This window comes from Aneurinibacillus thermoaerophilus (assembly GCF_900099925.1).
GTDB lineage: Bacteria > Bacillota > Bacilli > Aneurinibacillales > Aneurinibacillaceae > Aneurinibacillus > Aneurinibacillus thermoaerophilus.
The window spans coordinates 1-19,990 of the sequence record NZ_FNDE01000035.1 but is presented as its reverse complement, the minus strand read 5'-3'; the positions used below and the strand labels follow the sequence as shown (position 1 = coordinate 19,990).

The 19,990-nt window shown below is 44.0% G+C and carries 23 protein-coding genes, 1 rRNA gene and 1 other annotated feature; of the genes, 1 reads left to right on the top strand and 23 read right to left on the bottom strand.

The genetic code is table 11. The features are described 5' to 3' along the window. Positions 1 to 228 precede the first annotated feature (228 nt). The 12 genes from spoVG to metG form a co-directional block, all read right to left on the bottom strand. Positions 229 to 519, bottom strand: a complete 291-nt coding sequence (gene spoVG, locus BLR88_RS14800) for a septation regulator SpoVG (RefSeq protein WP_057897139.1) — start codon at positions 517 to 519, stop codon at positions 229 to 231. Positions 520 to 661: 142 nt separating this feature from the next. Continuing rightward, the gene (locus BLR88_RS14795) at positions 662 to 1,033 is read right to left on the bottom strand and encodes a RidA family protein (RefSeq protein WP_057897140.1); all 372 of its coding nucleotides are present in this window, start codon (positions 1,031 to 1,033) and stop codon (positions 662 to 664) included. A 21-nt stretch (positions 1,034 to 1,054) separates the two neighbouring features. Continuing rightward, entirely contained in the window at positions 1,055 to 1,882 is an 828-nt protein-coding gene (purR, locus tag BLR88_RS14790; RefSeq protein ID WP_057897141.1) for a pur operon repressor, read from the bottom strand. 76 nt (positions 1,883 to 1,958) lie between these two features. Further along, the gene (ispE, locus tag BLR88_RS14785) at positions 1,959 to 2,816 is read right to left on the bottom strand and encodes a 4-(cytidine 5'-diphospho)-2-C-methyl-D-erythritol kinase (RefSeq protein WP_057900179.1); all 858 of its coding nucleotides are present in this window, start codon (positions 2,814 to 2,816) and stop codon (positions 1,959 to 1,961) included. 154 nt (positions 2,817 to 2,970) lie between these two features. Then, on the bottom strand, positions 2,971 to 3,156 hold the full coding sequence (locus BLR88_RS14780; protein ID WP_057897142.1) for a small, acid-soluble spore protein, alpha/beta type: 186 nt from the start codon (positions 3,154 to 3,156) through the stop codon (positions 2,971 to 2,973). Between the two features lie 88 nt (positions 3,157 to 3,244). Then, positions 3,245 to 3,517, bottom strand: a complete 273-nt coding sequence (veg, locus tag BLR88_RS14775) for a biofilm formation stimulator Veg (protein WP_057897143.1) — start codon at positions 3,515 to 3,517, stop codon at positions 3,245 to 3,247. A 256-nt stretch (positions 3,518 to 3,773) separates the two neighbouring features. Continuing rightward, the gene (gene yabG, locus BLR88_RS14770; RefSeq protein ID WP_057897144.1) at positions 3,774 to 4,646 is read right to left on the bottom strand and encodes a sporulation peptidase YabG; all 873 of its coding nucleotides are present in this window, start codon (positions 4,644 to 4,646) and stop codon (positions 3,774 to 3,776) included. A 54-nt stretch (positions 4,647 to 4,700) separates the two neighbouring features. Continuing rightward, complete coding sequence (gene rsmA / locus BLR88_RS14765; protein ID WP_057897145.1) at positions 4,701 to 5,585, bottom strand: 16S rRNA (adenine(1518)-N(6)/adenine(1519)-N(6))-dimethyltransferase RsmA; 885 nt, start codon at positions 5,583 to 5,585, stop codon at positions 4,701 to 4,703. Next, the gene (rnmV, locus tag BLR88_RS14760; RefSeq protein ID WP_175493645.1) at positions 5,582 to 6,133 is read right to left on the bottom strand and encodes a ribonuclease M5; all 552 of its coding nucleotides are present in this window, start codon (positions 6,131 to 6,133) and stop codon (positions 5,582 to 5,584) included. The genes rsmA and rnmV overlap by 4 nt, the downstream gene beginning before the upstream one ends. A 68-nt stretch (positions 6,134 to 6,201) precedes the next feature. Next, entirely contained in the window at positions 6,202 to 7,266 is a 1,065-nt protein-coding gene (locus BLR88_RS14755) for a 3D domain-containing protein (RefSeq protein WP_057897147.1), read from the bottom strand. 178 nt (positions 7,267 to 7,444) lie between these two features. Further along, positions 7,445 to 8,218, bottom strand: coding sequence for a TatD family hydrolase (locus BLR88_RS14750; protein ID WP_057897148.1), 774 nt, complete (start codon positions 8,216 to 8,218; stop codon positions 7,445 to 7,447). Between the two features lie 29 nt (positions 8,219 to 8,247). After that, positions 8,248 to 10,233 (bottom strand): methionine--tRNA ligase, encoded by a 1,986-nt coding sequence (gene metG / locus BLR88_RS14745; protein WP_409359907.1) that lies wholly within the window; start codon positions 10,231 to 10,233, stop codon positions 8,248 to 8,250. A gap of 87 nt (positions 10,234 to 10,320) precedes the next feature. Next, positions 10,321 to 10,553 (bottom strand) — a binding site (T-box leader). A 458-nt stretch (positions 10,554 to 11,011) separates the two neighbouring features. Here metG and BLR88_RS14740 point away from each other — a divergent pair. Further along, positions 11,012 to 11,260, top strand: coding sequence for an AbrB/MazE/SpoVT family DNA-binding domain-containing protein (locus BLR88_RS14740; protein WP_057897149.1), 249 nt, complete (start codon positions 11,012 to 11,014; stop codon positions 11,258 to 11,260). Between the two features lie 40 nt (positions 11,261 to 11,300). Here BLR88_RS14740 and rsmI read toward each other — a convergent pair whose 3' ends face one another. The 11 genes from rsmI to BLR88_RS14680 all read right to left on the bottom strand — a co-directional run. Beyond that, positions 11,301 to 12,191: a 16S rRNA (cytidine(1402)-2'-O)-methyltransferase gene (rsmI, locus tag BLR88_RS14735; RefSeq protein ID WP_057897150.1), complete on the bottom strand. Its 891-nt coding sequence runs from the start codon at positions 12,189 to 12,191 to the stop codon at positions 11,301 to 11,303. A 2-nt stretch (positions 12,192 to 12,193) separates the two neighbouring features. Beyond that, entirely contained in the window at positions 12,194 to 12,952 is a 759-nt protein-coding gene (locus BLR88_RS14730) for a tRNA1(Val) (adenine(37)-N6)-methyltransferase (protein WP_057897151.1), read from the bottom strand. Between the two features lie 100 nt (positions 12,953 to 13,052). Then, the gene (yabA, locus tag BLR88_RS14725) at positions 13,053 to 13,427 is read right to left on the bottom strand and encodes a DNA replication initiation control protein YabA (protein WP_057897152.1); all 375 of its coding nucleotides are present in this window, start codon (positions 13,425 to 13,427) and stop codon (positions 13,053 to 13,055) included. Between the two features lie 21 nt (positions 13,428 to 13,448). After that, positions 13,449 to 14,261 carry a PSP1 domain-containing protein gene (locus BLR88_RS14720; protein ID WP_057897153.1) on the bottom strand — a complete coding sequence of 271 codons (813 nt, stop codon included), beginning with the start codon at positions 14,259 to 14,261 and terminating at the stop codon, positions 13,449 to 13,451. 4 nt (positions 14,262 to 14,265) lie between these two features. After that, positions 14,266 to 15,243, bottom strand: coding sequence for a DNA polymerase III subunit delta' (holB, locus tag BLR88_RS14715; RefSeq protein ID WP_091261043.1), 978 nt, complete (start codon positions 15,241 to 15,243; stop codon positions 14,266 to 14,268). A gap of 33 nt (positions 15,244 to 15,276) precedes the next feature. Further along, positions 15,277 to 15,720 carry a YaaR family protein gene (locus tag BLR88_RS14710; RefSeq protein ID WP_236781930.1) on the bottom strand — a complete coding sequence of 148 codons (444 nt, stop codon included), beginning with the start codon at positions 15,718 to 15,720 and terminating at the stop codon, positions 15,277 to 15,279. Between the two features lie 79 nt (positions 15,721 to 15,799). Further along, positions 15,800 to 16,441 carry a dTMP kinase gene (gene tmk, locus BLR88_RS14705; RefSeq protein ID WP_057897155.1) on the bottom strand — a complete coding sequence of 214 codons (642 nt, stop codon included), beginning with the start codon at positions 16,439 to 16,441 and terminating at the stop codon, positions 15,800 to 15,802. Between the two features lie 47 nt (positions 16,442 to 16,488). Then, complete coding sequence (locus BLR88_RS14700) at positions 16,489 to 17,961, bottom strand: aminotransferase class I/II-fold pyridoxal phosphate-dependent enzyme (RefSeq protein WP_091261041.1); 1,473 nt, start codon at positions 17,959 to 17,961, stop codon at positions 16,489 to 16,491. Positions 17,962 to 18,026: 65 nt separating this feature from the next. Beyond that, the gene (locus BLR88_RS14695) at positions 18,027 to 18,212 is read right to left on the bottom strand and encodes a sigma factor G inhibitor Gin (RefSeq protein WP_057897157.1); all 186 of its coding nucleotides are present in this window, start codon (positions 18,210 to 18,212) and stop codon (positions 18,027 to 18,029) included. A gap of 51 nt (positions 18,213 to 18,263) precedes the next feature. Then, a complete protein-coding gene (locus BLR88_RS14690; RefSeq protein WP_057897158.1) occupies positions 18,264 to 19,034 on the bottom strand; it encodes a hypothetical protein in 771 nt (256 codons plus the stop codon). A gap of 769 nt (positions 19,035 to 19,803) precedes the next feature. Further along, positions 19,804 to 19,990, bottom strand: a 23S ribosomal RNA gene (locus BLR88_RS14680); the annotation flags it as partial.

Here is a 19,990-nt window from a genome sequence, read left to right as displayed (position 1 = left end):
GTTCCACAATGACTATATCTTAATTGCTTTCCTATTTCAAGATACAGAGAAAAAGAGGGACAAAAACAAGCCCGTCCTTTTCCTTTCAAGGAATAGGCGAGTAGTCGTACCTATCTTGCCTCTGCAACCTATTTGTTTTCCTGGGGGATTACCAGTTTCCAAACATATACTTTCCTATACCACAAGAAAAAGGGCCCCTCTCTGCAAGGCCCCTTTGAAACCATAAAATTAAGCTCCTTCTTCCACGAGTTCTTCTGTATTATTATTCCCTACACGCTCATATTCAGCCAATACGGCAGCTTGAATTTTCTCGCGAGTAGACGAAGAGATAGGATGCGCGATGTCGCGAAATTCTCCTTCTGGAGTACGTTTGCTCGGCATGGCCACAAACATACCGTTGTTTCCGTCGATAACACGAATGTCATGCACAACAAACTCATTGTCAATCGTAATTGAGCAAATCGCTTTCATGCGACCATCCGTGTTTACGCGACGAAGTCTTACGTCCGTCACTTCCATGTCTGCTCACCACCTTTTACCAATTATCAGAAGCTTGATAACTGTAATTCAACAAAGGTGGAAAAAAATCCTTCTATATCCACAAAAATTTTTTAAGTTTTTTACAATTTCAGCATTTTACCCTATTGACATGTTATTTATCTTATACTGCTGCTATCATTTCAATTTCTAGGGAAACATCCTTTGGCAACCGTGCTACTTGAACGAGAGAACGAGCTGGACGATGCTCGCCGAAGTATTCTGCATAAATTTCGTTAATAGTGGCAAAGTCGTTCATGTCTTTCACAAAAACGGTTACCTTTACTACATTATTCAACGTAGCGCCAGCTGCCGCCAGCACAGCCTTCAGATTAGCGAATACTTGATGCGTTTGGGCTACAATGTCACCTGTTACTAATTCGCCTTCGGGTGTTAACGGAATTTGGCCTGACGTATAAATAAAGTTTCCTACCTTCACGGCTTGAGAATAAGGGCCAATGGCCGCTGGAGCTTGATTAGTAGAAATTTGTTCCATGAAGATCCCTCCAACATTCATTCATATTTCTTTTTTAAAATAATTTCCTAATTCAAGACGAATTTCTTTATCGCGCACATCTACTTCCGTCATCCGCAGCAGCGAAATATAATCATCCACCAAACGCTCTTTTACATTAGCCGTCTCCATAAAAATGCCAACACCTACTACTTCAGCCTTAAATTCTTCCAACAAATCCATCATTCCCCGAATGGTGCCACCAGCCTTCATGAAGTCGTCAATAATGAGAACTTTAGAATGCTCAGGCAATCCACGGCGGGCAAGAGACATCGTCTGAATGCGTTTGCTTGAACCGGATACATAGTTAATACTTACTACGGAGCCGTCAGTCACCTTGCTATAACGGCGTACAATCACAACCGGAATGTTTAAGTAATGTGCTGTGGCATATGCCAGTGGAATTCCTTTTGTTTCCACTGTCATCACATAATTGGCCTCCGCTTCCGCGAAAACGGAAGCAAATACTTTACCAATTTTGGACAATGCTTCCGGCTCCCCTAGCAAATCAGCCATGTAAAGATAGCCACCTGGCAGCAAACGGCCCGGACTTTTCAGCATTTCGCACAAATCCTCTACAACAGTTCGTGCTTCCGTAGCGTTCATCATCGGAATGTACTTCACTCCGCCCGCTGCTCCTGCAACTGTCTTTAGCAGTCCGACTCCTTCTAACTCAAACAATTCTTTAATGATTGACAAATCCTCGCTAATTGATGATTTTGCAGCTCCGTATTGATCCGCGAAAAAAGTTAGCGGAATTAATTTATGGGGACGAGCCAGCAAGTGCTGCGTCATATCTACCAGCCGTGCACTTCTCCTTAACTTTTTCATCTACGTACGCTCCTCCGTATTAAAAACCGAATATTATGAAGTGAATATACCACTTATGTACGGATTTACGCAAGTGCTACCCGTTATTTTCTCCTAAAATACGCACGGCATATACCTCCTTACAAAAACCACGCAGTCCATTATAAACCCGGTTCATGCGCGATTCATGCTCCGTCAGCGCAAACACCGTTGGACCGCTTCCCGACATTAAAACACCATCTGCACCAAAACGATACATTCTTTCTTTAATCTGACGTACCTGAGGATGCATTTTCAGCGTCACTGCTTCTAAATGATTGTTCAACGCGCGACATACACCGACAAAATCCCCCTGACGAATCGCCGCAATCATTTCACTGGACTTTCGCCTTTCTTTCAGTTCCTCCACCCGTAATGCTCCGTACACTTCTGCGGTTGATACACCAATAGGCGGCTTTGCTAAAATGACCCAGCAAGGGGGCAGACACGGCAACGGTTCAATTTTCTCGCCTCGCCCACGTGCCAATGCAGTTCCTCCATACACGCAAAAAGAAACATCAGAACCAATATGCGAGCCTAGCTCGGCCATCTCCGCCATGCTCATATTCAGATTCCACAAGCGATTCAATCCTTTGATAGTAGCTGCCGCATCGCTGCTTCCGCCCGCAAGGCCAGCTGCAATCGGAATCTGCTTGTCAATATAAATATGAACCCCACGCTTAATGCCAAAACGTTCTTTTACCAGCCGGGCTGCCTGGTATACATGATTTCTCTCATCAAGAGGCAAGTAGCTTACGTTACAATCAAGCGTAATTTTGTCTTCCTTCCGCGGGTAAATGGTCAATCGATCGGCTAAGTCGATTGTCGTCATTACCATTTCAATCTCATGGTAGCCGTCCGGACGCTTTGCCAATACATCCAGCGTTAAATTAATTTTTGCCGGAGCTTTTATCATAAGGTAAACATCGTTCACCAATTCTTTCTTCCCTTCCACTTTATGCTTTGCTTATTTTAGCATTAATCGCTTCCCTTTTCCACGTGGAAGCAATATAATACGCATAATATGAAGAGGCCAGGCATACATTGCCTGGCCTTGGTCGGGAAAAATGTTATTTGCCGGGATTCTGTTTTGCAAGCGCTTCTTCGGCCAGCTGGATGGCCCGCTTCACCATATTCCCCGCGTCGCGGGTCGTGATGCCGCCCCAGCCCTCCCGCTGAACCGTTTCATAAAATCCAAGGTCTTTAGCCAACTCATACTTGAGTCTGTCCGACATAATCCCTCGTCTGCGTGCCATGTACATACAGCCCCCTTTATTTCCCGTACGCATAGTATACGTAAGAAAGCAAAATAAAAAACAGCAGGATATAAAATCCTACTGTATATTACTGTTCAAGCGAAATGCGAATATGTTCATTGTTACGGCAAATGGTAAGTTCCACCGTCTCTGTAAGCACATCCGCATAACTGTATGACACACGCTCAAAAGCATGTTTGTCCTCATCCAACTTCACAATAAACACTGACGGGTATGTTTCTTCCAGTACACCCGTTCTTTCCACGGTCTTACGACGTCCGCCATTGGCACGGAGTAAAATCCGTTCTCCAATGTGATTATCTAAACTACGTTTTATATCGTGTAACGTATTTCTCGCCATTCAGACCACCTCACTATATGTAAGTATATCACCACCATTATAGTATGTCAAATAAATTGAAAATTATAGCAAGACTACAGAAAAGCTGTCAACAATTTTTTATCAAGAAAGCGCTTATAAATCTTAAAAATCAAAAAAATAAGAAAAAGGTTGTGCTTTATAAAGCAACGCTTTCTTTCATCCCACGGTTTTCATCGTGGGATGAAAGATGGACGCTAACGACCCAATAATCCTATAATTTCAGGCGTATGGAGTGTTAATGCGGCTTCGGAATCCCGAAACGAAAGCAACCTTTTGTTTCGATACCTCCTACACCCTCGATTCCGGTAATCGTATTCTTGACCATCTCAAATATGTTTACGGATTGCTGAATCGATGTATACGCCACCTTTTCGGCTATGTATACAGGATCGAGAGTATGGATGTTAATACGCTTGGGTGAACTGGCAAAATTGGCGCCCGCGTTTAAAATAGCTTCAAAATAGGACTGGCAAGCTCCCGCGAAGATGATAAGGCTGTCTTTGCCCTGCTGAAACATCCGAGCTTTTTCTACCGCCTGGACAAAATATTTGGAATTACGGTAGCTATTCAAATCATCCGCCGGCCCGCGCTTGCTCTGTAAAGCATCATGTCCGGTTAGCACCAAAATATCCGGCTGGTGCTTTTCCAGCATAGAAATAATTTGTTGAGGGAAATCTTTTTCTGGAATATGATAGCCGACAGCAGGTACTTTTAATTGCTCATATACAGTTAAACATTTCTTCAAATAATTTTTGTCTCCATCAACATGAAGCACTTTGCCCGGCCAATCAAATGAACCACCCATTTCCTTTATATAATTTACCTGGCGCCACATATTCCTCTCACGTGCAGAGCGTCGTTCTTGCTCAATCATTCGCATTGCTTCAATATGTTTCTGCTCAGATTTGCTCCGTATTTTTGCGATTTCCTCTTCTGTTACCTTTACAAGATCGCTGAGCGGTGCATCTGCCATCAGACGGTAATCCAAACCAATGAGCGAGCATGTGCCTTTTTCCTGATTAATATCAACAATTTGAAACAATAAATCACATCCGTGCGACTTCCGAGCCACAATATCCCCGACACGCAATTTCTGACTGGGAAACATAAAAAACCCCCTTTTCCTCACATCGTATGCTTGCCGGGAAAAAGGGTTCGCCTTTTATTGCCCCTCAAACGCATGGGCTATGATGTTGCTTAGCCGGGCAAATTCCTCAATCGACAGCGTTTCCCCGCGTCTTGCCGGATCAATTCCCGCTTCCTTAAGCACCTGCAGCATTTTCTCTTTCTTATCTTTGCCAAATAAATTGTTCATAAGGTTGTTCGAAAGAGTTTTGCGACGTTGCGCAAAGCTTGCTTTCACTACGCGGTAAAATATTGCTTCGCTTACCACCTCAACAGCTGGCCGTTCCCGAATGCGAAGGCGCAATACCGCAGAATCGACATTTGGCTGCGGAATAAAGACGCTATGTGGCACAACGGTAATTATTTCCGCTTCTGCGTAGAACTGTGCCAGCACGGTCAACGCACCATACGCTTTGCTACCAGGAGACGCGGAAATTCTTTCTGCCACTTCCTTTTGAACCATTACGACAATATTTTCAAGCGGCAGCCTCTCTTCCAGTAACTTCATCAAAATCGCACTAGTGACATAGTACGGCAAATTCGCCACAACGCTAACCTTTTTTTGCTCTTTAAATTTTTCTTTGATTAACAACTTTACATCCATTTTGAGTACGTCACCGTGAATGACTTCCGTATGTGGATATGAAGACAACGTGTCCTTGAGAATCGGTAGCAGGCGCTGATCAATTTCGATCGCCACCACTTGTCCCGCTTGCCGGGAAAGCTGTTCGGTCAATGCACCAATACCGGGGCCGATTTCGAGTACGCCTTTTTCTTTCGTAAGCTCGGCCGCAGCCACAATTTTACTCAGAATATTTAAATCGATTAAGAAATTTTGTCCTAAGCTTTTCTTGAAAGAAAACCCGTACTTTTTCAGAATTTCTTTGGTTCTTGTTGGTGTTGCAATATCGCGTATGGTCATTTCCGTTCCTCCTGTGCCTCCACCCAAGCCAGCGCTTCCGCAAATTCTTCCAGCGTAATTTGCAGCATTAAAAGCCTCTTGTGAAGCTGTTTGGCATTGGCGTAGCCAATCCCCAGTTTTTCTCCTAACAGTATGCGACGTTCCTTTGCCTGTGCACCACCGATCAAGCCAGCATCAATCATATCCTCTATTGTGATTTGTTCTTTAGGCGCCTCCGCTTCTGTACGTACCTCCGCCAGCGCTTTGCGGATCGCTTCCGGTGACGCGTACTCTACACCCAAATTCCGTTTGCCCTGGCTGTCGGCCTTTCTAATAAACGCATGCTTGCAGCCGGGAACGGCCTGACTAATAATTTTGCGAATCCGCTCCCCCTGATAGTCGGGGTCAGTGAAAATAATGACGCCCCTTGTCTTTTGCGCTCTGCGAATTCGGTCAATTACCCGCTCAGGAATAGCCGAACCGCCCGTTTCGATTGTATCCGCCTCAACCGCTCGTTTAATCGCAACAGTATCAGATTTGCCTTCAACTACAATGACTTCTTTAATCATCACATCTATTTCCTCTTTTCACAAAAAAGACAGGGAAAAACCCGTTTTCCCCTGCTTGTATCATACAATTAATTTGGTTTTTTAGGACCGATAACATGCACCGTTTTGTACTGGACGCCAAAGTCTTGGGCTTCCTGTTCGGATTCAAAAAACAAATCCATACGGTTGCCTTTGATAGCGCCCCCAGTGTCTTCAGCTTTACGAAAACCGTACCCTTCAATATAAACCCACCAGCCAAGAGGTACGACATCCGGGTCTACTGCAATGGTTCTTCCCTCTTCCGCGGTCGCTCCCGTGGCGGTAATCGCGTATCCCGCATCGCCCGGATTCTTGCCGGTTGAAGATGCATGCGGCGAATATGCAGTCATTCTAACGCGCAGCGTTCTGCGTGGAGTAAAGTCTCCTCCCTCCAGTCTAGAGCCACTACGTGACGCAGCTATCATCCGCATCGTTCCAACGGCTACGATATGGTCTTTCCAGTCGCGCAGCACCTCGGAATCGACAAGCTTCTTAGAAGCCAGCTTGCCATTGACATAAACAACCTCATACCGTTCCAAAATTTTTCCCTGCTGGCCTTGTTGGATAACTTTTCGCTCTCCCTGCGGCATTGTGTTATCCTTACGCTCTTTTGTACTGAAGGCTACCGTTTTCTCATTGTTCACGATCTTCTTGGTGATTCTTGTGACCGTCACTGTTTGGTTCTCTTTTACAGCCTGACCAGACGCCGGTTCTACTCTGTCCAGCGGCCCAAGCCTGATTTTTTGTTCCGCCAGAATATCTTTGACCTGGCGTTTTACCGTCATCACTTGCTTCTTCTGACCCGCTACGTTAATTGTTACTTTTCTTGCCGGTATGTATTTTACCTCCATACCATCCGTCAACACCGTCTCCATTCCGAAATTCAATTCATCGAACTTCCCCGGCGTTATCCCTTTCTCAGCCAGAAAATCTCCCAACGTTTTAGATTTGGTTTTTACGGTCATTACTTTGCCATCATTTATGAAAGTAATCTTCTTTGTTTTCCATGAATTAAACAAAAACACAAGACTTACGATAACAATCATCGCAACAGCGGCCAGAAGAATCCACATACGATTCTTCCAAAAATCCAACTGAATATGATTTTGTTCCAAAGTCTATCTGCCTCCTTAAACGGTTGAGAGTCATTGTAGACGATCCTCTGAAAATTTGTCAAACCAGTTTTTTACATGAGGTTCTACAAATCTTGCAGAATTTCAATGGGATAAAAGACCCAAAAAAATCTCTCAACCGTTGATATACTTGAGGCAGAAAATCTTAGAAATGCTTCGACTATTCCTGAATATGGAATAATTTTTTAGCATTTTCTGTCGTAATTTGAGCTAATTCTTCGAAAGAAATATTTTTGATCTCTGCGATTTTTTCGGCGACATACCGTACATATCCACTCTCATTGCGCTTGCCGCGGTATGGTTCCGGCGTTAAATACGGACAGTCCGTTTCAATCAATAGCCGGTCAAGCGGCACCCATTCCGCCACTTCTTTTGGCTTCTTAGCATTTTTGAACGTAACCGGCCCACCAAGCGAAATGTAGAAATTCATATCTATGCATTGCCGGGCCATTTCTGAGCTACCAGAAAAGCAGTGCATAATCCCGCCTACTTCTTCCGCTTTTTCCTCACGCAAAATATGAACAATATCCTGATGCGCTTCCCGATCATGAATAATGATTGGAAGCTGCAATTTTTTGGCAAGGCGAATCTGCTTGCGGAATACTTCCTGCTGCACATCTTTCGGTGATGTATCCCAATAATAGTCCAGCCCAATTTCGCCGATAGCTACCACTTTTTCCTCTTCGCGTGCCAAGTTCTCAATCCATTCAAGATCTTCATCTGTCAACGTTTTGGCATCCTGAGGGTGCCAGCCAATGGCAGTGTAGATAAAGTCATATTTATGGGCCAACTCGAGAGACGTACGAATCGTCTCCCGGTTGTACCCGATATTGCAAATGTAAGAAACACCGCTTTCCCGTGCACGGGTAATTGTGGCATCCCTATCTTCATTGAATTTCTCATCATTCAAATGGGCGTGTGTATCAAACAGCACTATAACAGCCTCCTTTTGGGTCCAGACACCTATTTTACAATCGCCCCGTTCGGCATGCTGTCAGGAACGGTCGCAAGAGTGAGTTTGTCTCCTTCAGATGCGGCCAAAATCATTCCATTCGACATTTCACCACGCAGCTTTACCGGTTTAAGGTTAGTGACGCAGATCACTTTCTTGCCGATAAGGTCTTCCGGACTGTAATGCTTGGCAATACCGGATACGACCTGGCGTTTTTCATAGCCGAGATCCAGTTGCAGCTTCAACAATTTATCTGCTTTCGGAATTTTTTCCGCTTCGATAACCTGCGCCACGCGTAATTCCACTTTCATAAAGTCATCGATATTGATTTCGGGTACGGCTGGCTTCTCTTCTGTTTTAGCTTGCGCCTGTTCCTTCTTTTTCTTATTTTCTTCCGCCTGTTTACGCGCTGCTGCCGTTGTCTCATCAATAACGGCAATTTCTTTTTCCAGATCAAGGCGTGGGAATAACGCATCACCCTTGTTTACTTTTATGCCGGCCGGAAGCGCTCCCCACTCTTTTGCCGACTCCCAGCTTGTAATATCTTCATTTCCCGTAATACCCAGCTGCGCCCAAATTTTGCGCGGTGCATGTGTCATAAACGGTTGCAAAGCAATAGAAATAATACGAATGCTTTCCGCCAGATTGTACATAACTGTACCAAGGCGTTCTTTATTGGCTTCATCTTTTGCCAGCACCCATGGCGTTGTTTCATCAATATATTTATTTGTGCGGCTCACCAGATCCCATAGGCTGTTCAACGCACCGCCAAACCGCATTTCGTCCATGTGCTCTTCGAGACCAGTAACTGCTTGACGCGCCACATTGCGCAGGTTTTCATCCACCATTTCCGGCGCGGTCGGAGCCGGAAGCACGCCTTCAAAATATTTCTCAATCATCGCTACCGTCCGGCTCACCAAATTGCCAAGGTCATTCGCTAGATCAAAGTTCAAACGCTGGATAAATGCTTCCGGCGTGAATACGCCATCTTGACCGAACGGAATTTCACGCAACAGGAAGTAGCGAATCGAGTCGGAACCGTAACGTTCGATCAAAAATTTTGGATCGATAACATTGCCTTTCGATTTCGACATTTTTCCATCTGGCATAAGCAGCCAACCATGACCAAATACCTTCTTCGGTAATGGCAAGTCAAGCGCCATTAGAATAATTGGCCAATAAATCGTGTGAAAGCGAAGAATGTCCTTACCGATCATATGGACATCAGCCGGCCAATATTTGTTAAATTTCGTGTCATCTTCGCTCATATATCCTAGCGCGGTAATATAGTTCGTCAGCGCATCAATCCAGACATAGATAACGTGCTCAGGGTCGTTCGGCAACTTAATGCCCCAGTCGAATGATGTGCGGGATACGCTCAAGTCTTCCAGACCCGGCTTAAGGAAGTTATTTACCATCTCATTGCGGCGGGACTCTGGCTGAATAAACTCCGGATGCTCTTCGATGTATTTCAAAAGCCGATCTTGGTATTTCGACATACGAAAGAAATAACTTTTTTCTTTCACAAGCGAAATTGGGCGTCCACAATCTGGACAAATATGTTCTCCATCCTTTTTCGACTGATGCTCCGTCCAAAACGCTTCACAAGGCACACAGTAGTAACCTTCGTATTCGCCTAGGTAGATATCGCCTTTATCAACAAGCTTTTGGAAGATCTTCTGCACGGCATCTTTATGACGCTTCTGGGTAGTACGAATGAAATCGTCATAGGAAATATCAAGGCGTTCCCATAAGTCCTTAATCCAATCAACAATCGGATCAATAAATTCCAACGGTTGCTTGTCTTCCTGCGCGGCGCGTTGCTGCAGCTTCTGTCCATGCTCGTCCGTGCCTGTGAGATAAAACACGTCGTATCCACGTAAACGCTTATAACGGGCCAGCGCGTCGCAGGCGATTGTCGTATAAGCATTTCCGATATGAAGCGTATTGCTCGGGTAATAAATCGGTGATGTAATGTAATACGTTGGTTTACTCATCTTACTCATCCTTTCACCAAAAAAATGAGGAAGAAAACTTGCGAGCACTGCCCGCTCGCTTTCTATGAAAAAAGGCTCCCCATCCCCATATGGGACGAGAAGCTCTCGTGGTACCACCCAAATTCCCTGTCTTCCTAGCTTTCCAGTCAAAAGAAGACAGGCTCAATCCCGTAACGCGGGAAACGTTGCCCCCTAACGCATCATGCGCTCGAAAGCAAAAACTCCGGGGCCATCTTCATCCCGCTCCTTTTACCGGTTTCCACCCATCCCGGCTCTCTGTAAAAAGTACACGCGATTACTCTTCCCATCATCGTTTTGCATATATTATCCATAATATATGATTTCCTTTTCCTTTTATTCTATACCTTACCTGTCAGTCTTCGTCAAGTCTTATGTTAATCCCTCACTATATTATCCTTTTATTCCCTTTTTTGTCGAATTAATAACTACGAGTGTTTGTGTTTTTGTCGAAAAATCTGCATCAAGATTTATCTATTTCACAGAATATTTTTGTATTATTTTAAAATAAGGTATAAATTTAAAATAAATTCAGTCTTATATACTGTTATATATTTTATACATATATTACATTTTAAACACTATATTTCCTTTATTAGTATTTTTTTACATATATTGAGATTTTTTTATAGTATAATCCCAGTAAATGGTTGACCTCATCGAAAAATGCTGTTAGGATAGTGATAAAGAAAGTATGTCGAATTTTGACGATAAAAATAATGAATAAATTCGGGTAATTACGAGAGGAGATATAGTAAACATGAAATCAACTGGTATTGTAAGAAAAGTAGATGAATTAGGTCGTGTCGTAATTCCAATCGAACTCCGTCGTACATTGGGTATTGGAGAAAAAGACGCTCTTGAAATTTATGTTGACGGCGAACGCATCATGTTAAAAAAATACGAGCCAGCCTGCATCTTCTGTGGAAGCACAGAAAATACGATAACGTACAAAGGAAAAATTATCTGTGGTTCCTGCATATCTGAAATACCCACGCAAAAAGCATAACATAAATGAAGAAAAATAAGCTTCCTAACAATCGGGAAGCTTATTTTTCTTTCTGATGATAAGCGTTGTACACTTCCCGCTTAGGAAGTCCACGTTCTTCTGCTGTTTGCTTCAGCGCCTCCTTCTTCGTCAACCCTTTTTCAATATAAACATCTACATGGGATACAATGTCGAGTCCTTGCCACCATTGCTCTAACTGGCCTGCTCCCTGTTCTCCTTCATTTCCTTCTACGATAACGGTAAATTCGCCGCGGATTTCCTCCTGCTCGTTCAGAAAATCAAGCACTTCCATTATCTCTCCCCGCACAAATTCTTCATAGCGCTTCGTTAATTCTCTCCCTAGCGCCACTTTGCGTTCACCAAGCACTTCCCTTATTTCAGCCAAAGTTTTAATGATACGGTGCGGCGCTTCATAGAAAATAAGCGTTTCTGGATATGAACGAAGTCGCTCTAGTTCCTTCCGGCGCTCCTTGTTATCACGCGGAAGAAAACCACGGAACAAAAAACGATCTGTCGACAGTCCGGAGGCAATCAACGCGGACAGCCCGGCGTTTGCTCCCGGTACGGGGATTACAGGAATGGATTCGTCAACCGCATCTCGAACCAACTCTTGCCCCGGATCTGAGATCGCCGGAAGCCCAGCGTCGCTTACAAGCGCTATCGATTTTCCTATTTTTAATAAGCGAATAATTTCCGGCCCACTAGCTGCTTTATTATGTTCATGATAACTAATAAGTCGCGTCCCAATTTCAAAATGGTTAAGCAACTTGCGTGTCTGCCGGGTGTCCTCCGCTGCGATAATATCCACTTCCTGAAGCACGCGAATGGCACGAATGGTCATATCATCCATATTGCCTATAGGAGTTGCTACAAGATATAGCTTGCCCTTTCCGTCATGATCGCCGGAAGCAAAGCTTTTCTGTACAAACATACCTACTCCTCCTTCCTGTCGCCATAATAAATCGAATGAATTTCGTCACAGTATTCCCCGTTCTCTTTATAAACGATCAATGGTGGAAGTACTTTTACATCAGGTTTTCCGTCCCGAATTCCTTCAATTAATACCATGTTGGCTTCCATCCCTGGTTTTGGATAGACGAGCCGAATCCGTTTCGGTTCGATACGGTATTTACGCATCAACGTCATTAAATCTCCCAAACGTCCGGCACGGTGTACATATGCTACTTTGCCGCCTGGGCGAACTAGCTTGCTGCTTATGCGAATCACTTCTTCAAGCGTCAGTAAGATTTCATGGCGTGCGATTGCTACATGGCTGCTTTTATTTTTCTCCCCACCAACAACCGGCATATACGGTGGATTACATGTCAGGGCGTCATAACTCCCATTCCGCAGAAATGTGAGTGCCTCTTTTACATCCCCATGATAAATTGTAATTCTGTCTTCTAACCCATTCAGCGCCACGTTGCGCTTCGCCATATCGTAAAGCCTCTCTTGTATCTCTACGGCATCAATCGGACATTCTGTACGCACGCTTAACAACAGAGGAATGACGCCGTTGCCGGTACATAAATCAATAATCCGACCCCTTTTTATCGGAAGAGAAGCAAAGCGGGCCAGCAGCACGGCATCAAGCGAAAAGCAGAATACTTGTTTACTCTGAATAATTTTCATATCTTTGGTTAGCAAATCATCAATTCGTTCATCCGAATACAACCTTACATTTTCTACCATAAGAGTTCCTTTCTATGAATGAGAAAAATTCGGAGGCTTATGCTCGCCAAAAATGAAAAGTGTTTAAAAAACGACCCGCGTACAACTCGGGTCGTTTCCGTTATCCTTGTTTATTTAAAAAAGCTAGGCAAAACAAGCAATCTCCATCCGTGCGTACACTTCCGTAATGCACGTTGCAGATATGGAAACCTTCCTGGTACAAACGTGCCAGGTTATCATATCCTTCACCGACAACCAACCTTTTCTTTTTATCCTTTCGCGTCTTTATGACACTGCTCTGGAGCTTTTCCTTCTTTTCCAGTTCGATTTCCCGCTGCTGCAACCGCTCCCTAAGGTGTTGATTCTCGAGCAAGAGATTTTTATTTTCTTCCATAAGCTCCAGCATCGCGTTCTTCAAGTGGCCGATCTCCTCGTATAGCCCTCCGACCTTTTCCTCAATCAAAGCGAGCTGGTGAAACATGCTTTGTTTGTTCACAATCCCCACCTCAGTTGTTCTCTACTGCACCTTCTCCACTACGCTAATCTCTTCAAAAGGCAGTTCCATAATTCGCTCCGCTTCATATAGATCCACCTGAACTTTTTTCTCCAAGATGTTAAGACCGACAACACGACCATACCCCATCGCTGTCACCACTTCTTTTCCTATGTCCGGAAGCTCTTCTTTCGCGCTCTCATAGTTATCGCTTTCATATTTGAGACAGCACATAAGCCGTCCACACAAACCGGAAATCTTCGCAGGATTCAGCGACAAATTCTGGTCTTTCGCCATCTTGATGGACACCGGTTCGAAATCGCCGAGAAACGTGGAGCAGCAGAGAATGCGACCACAAGGCCCTATTCCGCCAAGCATCTTCGCTTCATCACGAACACCAATCTGGCGGAGCTCAATACGCGTGCGGAAAATAGCGGCTAAATCTTTGACGAGTTCACGAAAATCGACACGTCCTTCTGCCGTAAAGTAGAAGATGATTTTGTTCTTGTCAAACGTATATTCCACATCGACCAGCTTCATTTCTAGGTTGTGCGCAGCAATCTTCTCCTGACAGATGCCAAACGCTTCCTTTGCCAGCCGCTTGTTTTCTTCCACCTGAAAACGGTCCTGCTCATCAGCAATGCGCAATACTTTTTTCAGTGGTAGGACAACATCATTTTCGTCCACCTGCTTACGCCCGATAACCACCTGCCCATACTCCACGCCTCGCGCGGTCTCCACAATCACAAAATCGTTGATTTCAATCGAGAAATCACCAGGATCAAAATAATATATCTTCCCCGCTTTTTTAAAGCGGACACCTACAACATCAAACAAAATGTTATCCCTCCTGCAGACGAAGCACCATATCTTCCAAGGATAACTGCAGGTTCGCATAATGCGTAAGCCTGTTTTTTGTTACCAGGATTGTCCCCATTCCATCCACAAGTCTACGCTGACTCATACGCAGTGCCTGTTTCTGAATGGGCTCCATCTGATCTTTATTCGTAATCTGGGATTCTTTTCCCAGTGAAAAAAACAACAAATCACGAAACCAGAGCAAAAACAAATCAAGAAACAGGTCGATTTTGTCAGTCGCCTTCTCTTGTTTGAGAAACTTATCATGAATGGTGACAAGGGCATATGTGCCCCTTTCAAGGATGTCCTCACTTAATTGTATCACTAGGCTTCTCAACTGCGCAAACGATTCTGTTTCACAAAGTCTACGTGCCTCTTCAACATCGTTGGCGAGCTGCGCTGCAGCGCGAGCCAGACCAGGCTTTACGCCCGCTTGCTCGAGTTCTTTGGCAATGATTTCAGGCGAGGGAGCTGCAAATGTAATAATCTGACAGCGGGAAAGAATAGTAGGAAGAATATCCTGTATTCGACTGGTTAATAGAATGGCAACAACCCCCTGCGGAGGTTCTTCGAGAAATTTCAGCAGTCTGTTGGTGGCTTCCTGGTTCATTTTGTCGGCTTCATCCATAATATATACTTTATGGCTGGACTCTGCCGCCCTGTAGGAGAATTTTTTCTGCAAGTCCTCAACTTGCTTAATTCGAATGATGTTTCTCTCCGGTTCAATCCAATGGACGTCAAAATGATTTTTTTCTTCAATCAAACGGCAATTTTTGCATATGCCGCAACTATCTCCATTCTGCTTCAGACAAAAAATAGCCTTGGCGAAATGTTTAGCCACTTTCTTTTTGCCCGCCCCTTTAGGGCCAGAGAACAAATATGCGTGCGATAAACGATTATGTTTTAGGCTGCGATGTAATAGTTCAGCGACCTGTTTTTGCGCTGGAAACTCGCTCCACATGGTACCAATCCACACTTCTTTCGTTTGGTTTGCTTACATGTACATATTAATAAGCAGGCCCCGAATTTCGCCTATTGTATCTAAAATGCTGATACTCTTCTTCTCTTTTTTCAATACGGCATCCGTTACTTCCGTAAGCTTTTTATCAACCTCGGTAATCATTTTATATACCTTGCTGCGGCCGCGACGGTTAAAACCGTGGCGTTCTTCCAACGCGACCCCGTGTTTGACCACCTCTTCCATAAAGCTTTTGACAAGCGCTTTATATTCTTTCAAATCTTTAATCGTGCGGGAACGGGCTAACCGCTCTCCCTGCCTGTCAATTTTTTCGATGAGTCTGTTGAATTTCTCTATGTCCAATTGTCCGCTTTGGAACTGCATAACCTCGTCAAATTCGACGTAATACTGAGGCAACACCTTCTGCTTCGGTTCAACCCCCTGTATTTTGTCGAGCGGCATATTTTCCCCAATTCGCATGAAATCCACCCTTTTCTTTACTTTATTTGTTACTACTAAATCAGCTTTTTCCGCTGGCCTATTGTGAAAAGGGAAAGCGTTACTGTCTATTTGTCAGATAATGTAGAAAATGATCGCGCACTTCTTTCTGTATTGTCTCAATGCTGCGCGCCGCGTTGATTTTTACAATTCTATCCGCGTATTTACGACAGATTTCCGCAAACCCTTGTCTTACTTTTTGATGATATTCAGCCGGTTTACTTTCAATACGATCCGGTCCCTTATAAGCTGCAAAACGCTGCTTTAAACGCTCGCGGCTAATCTCTGCTGGTAGATCCAAAAAATACGTTATATCCGGTGTCAATCCACCAGTAGCAAACTGGTTAATATTTATGATTTCTTCCAGCGGCAGCCCAAGGCCGTAGCCTTGATACGCTAGACTGGCATCAACGAATCGATCACATAATACAATTTTTCCTTCTTCCAGCGCCGGAATAATTTTTTCACGGACATGCTGAGCCCGCGACGCAGCATATAACAACACTTCAGTTTGGTGCCTCATCTCGCTGTTTTTCGGATCTAAGAGCAGCGCCCGGATGCTGTCGCTAATGCCTGTGCCCCCAGGCTCCCGGGTCAGTAGAACATTGTGGCCCTGTTCACGGAGAAACTCGTACAATAGCTTAATTTGTGTAGTCTTGCCCGCTCCGTCAGCCCCTTCAAATGTGACAAAGCAACCCTTCAACGGCGCACTCCTCCCTTATTTCGTATGATGTTATCATATACAAAAAACTACAGGCTGACCAGTACAAAGATTTCCTCTACTGTTTCATCGGACGTCCCCTGAAAATACCCTCCTGCCCATTTTATCTCCTGTATGATATTAACATGTTCTTCGGTAATTTTTTCCCCGGGTACAAGCAGCGGAACACCAGGCGGGTAAGGAATGACCATTTCCGCGCTGCACCATCCAATGGCTTGTTCAAGCGGCACGCGTTTTTTATGGAAATGGAAGGCTTCCTGCAAAGAGATCGATGGCTTAACCAATCGCCCAGGTCTCGTAAAAAAAGCGTTGGTACGGTTCCGTGTCCGTCTTTCTCCCGGCATGTTAGCCAGCTTCTTTTCAAGTTGCAAAACGGCGTTTATGACCTTTTCTATTTGAGTCACCTCATTATGAATGGGAAAAACAAGGACAACATTACGCAGATCTGCCATCTCAGCTACAATCCCCATTTCCTCCAGCCATTCAAGTAACTGGTACCCGGTAACGTTAAAATGGCGGCTTGTCAGCACCCATTTTAACGGGTCACGAGTATATACCGTTTTCCCATCTATTTCGGACCAGATAAAAAGATACTCAAGTTTCCTAGTAAGATCGAGCCGAGCTTGTTCAAGCTTTTCTACTGTAGCGACTAATTGTTTCCTTCCTTTTGTCACAAGATAGCGGCGTGCCACATCCAGCGAAGCCATCAACGGATACGAAGGGCTACTTGACTGTATCATTGAAAGTACCCGTTTCAATTTTTCTCGTGGAATGCGGGTTCCCTGTATGTGCAGCATGGACGCCATAGTCATGGCAGGAAGCATTTTATGCGTTGATTGAACGACCAAATCAGCTCCTGCTTTTAAAGCAGAATCTGGAACATTCAATGCCTGACTAAAGTGGGCACCATGCGCTTCATCTACAATGAGCGGGATTCCCGCTTGATGGCAAGCTTCCGCAATTTCTGCCACATTTTGTCCCATACCGTAATAATTAGGATTGGTAATCCAGACCGCTTTGGCACTCGGATATTTCTTAAGGGCTACTTTTACATGTGTTGCACTGATTCCTGTCGCTACCTGTGTATCCGGTTCAGTATAAGGCGTAATAAACACCGGGCGCGCGCCAGCCAGCAACAAACCATTAAAGATCGATTTATGAGCATTGCGCTGGACAAGGATCGTATCTCCAGGAGCACATAGCGTAAGAGCAGCGGCAAGATTGCCCGCCGTGGAGCCTCCGATAAGAAAAAATGTTTCAGCGGCACCGAAAGCATCCGCAGCCATCTCCTGTGCCTCGGCAATAACTTCGGCAGGATGGTGAAGATCATCAAGCCCGCTCACTTCTGTTGCGTCTATTTTTAAAATGGAGTAGAAATGATTGTCCGCTTCCTTATCAAATACGTTCCCATCTTTATGTCCGGGTACGTGCAGTGATATATGCCTGTTTCTCTCGTATGCGCAAAGCGCTGCGTATAGCGGCGCAATTGTATGGTTCATCATGATTTCCCCCTTCGTCTGTCCCAATTCTCACCATAAAAGAAACCCTCCTTGATTTCAAGAAGGGCTTACGCGTTTTGTTTCAACCATATTCTTCGCATTTGACGAATAAAAAAATGATATCTATCTTCGGAAGCATCTGTTTTTATGATCTCCTGTTCACACCGATGGCAGACAAATGATCGAAAAATAAAGATTCCTCGTTCTTCCTCATGACCACATACAATGCAGCTATGGTCTTCCTGCTCCGTCATCAATTATCACCTTCATCTTTTTTCAGCTATTTTTCCCTATTCTTTTTATTTTTATACATAAAAACGGCCAAAACTAATATATTGATACCCTATTTGCTCCATTTCCTCCGGCTCATATAAATTACAAACATCAATTACAATGTTTTGTTTCATCAAACTTCTTCTTATATACCATTCTTTAACAGGTATCGAAACGAAAGCTTGCTGTTTTTCTAAAATGATAAGCGCATCGACTCCTTGAAGCGCCCTCCATTTGTCCTGATACAAAATACAGGGAAATTTCATGTCGTCTTTATCTTCATCATGCATAGAAAATAAATGAATATCAGCCCCTAAGAAGTGTAAGGATGTAACCGCTTCATACACGAATGGAGTCTCCGCATTTCCCCAGACACCTAACGAAACGTTTCCAACACTTTTTTTGTTAAAATCACGCTCAATTCGAAAAGCAAAAAATAAGGAAGCGGTCTTCAATAACCAATTAAGAATCAACTCTCCATTCTCCTGTTCCCTTGTCTGTCCAATAGCGGGATCTAACCCCAAAGCCCTGCGCACCATAATAAAATCAGCCCCGTGTTCTTGGCAGTGCTGATATAATTCCGTTTCCTGCAAAAGACCAAGGCGATAAAAACAATATACATTTTTTACTACTTGGGCCTCTTTAACCGGCATCATAAGCAAAGGCACATTCATTCTGCTTAAAGAACGTCGCAACCGTGTTACTTCTTTTGGACGAATACTTTTTACTCCTAAAATGATGGCCTTAATACCGTCAGGGGTAGCTAAAGGTACAATAATCTCGGGGTCTATTTTATCATACAAAATCCCCACTCCTTTTCCGATAAAGAAAATAGTAGCCTGCTTATCTTCAGCAAGAATTTGTACATTATTTAAGGAAGGTATTAAGAATTGATACAGGAAAAAAATGATAAAGGAAGACTGGAAAAGGAAAAGTCAACAATCTACAGCCATACCCTTCATTACCGCTACCGTTGGAAGCCGTCCATGATGATTTTACAGGCCTTACTTATATTTTTCCTGCTTTTTGTCGCCGAACGATACTTTAATGCTACAAGCCAGCACCTATTATATTCCTTTGGATATTTTATAATCATATGGATACTTCAGGGAATTTCATTCTTCCTTTACTGCTTTGTCTCATCGCTTCCAATGTGTTGGCACATTGATGGGTTTTTATCTCCTTGGGGCGGATGGAGGACAAAATTACCTTTATCCATCTCCAATTACCAGCAAATTGAGTGGATGTTTTTCTCTATCGGCACGGCTGTCAGCTTGTTGGTTACAGCATGGTGGAGCGTACAATACGGCTTTTTAATGCTCAGTTACCATATTACGCTTAGTATACCTCGGATCGTTACAGTATTACGTATACAGAAATGGAAAAACGAAAAAAAATCGTACGTTATTAAATATGAGCGACAGGGAATCGGTTTGTATTCTACATAAACGTTCCCTTAGTAACAAAAACCCCCTTATCCAGCTTGCAATTGGATTGGATAAGGGGGTTTTTCTATTATACCTTGAAAACTGAATCAGAAGAAACATGACGCACAGGATATCCAGTCTATCTTTGGTTAAGCCCTCGACCGATTAGTATTCGTCAGCTCCACGTGTTGCCACGCTTCCACCTCGAACCTATCCACCTCATCATCTATAAGGGGTCTTACCAGCTTACGCTGTGGGAAATCTCATCTTGAGGGGGGCTTCACGCTTAGATGCTTTCAGCGCTTATCCCGTCCGCACATGGCTACCCAGCT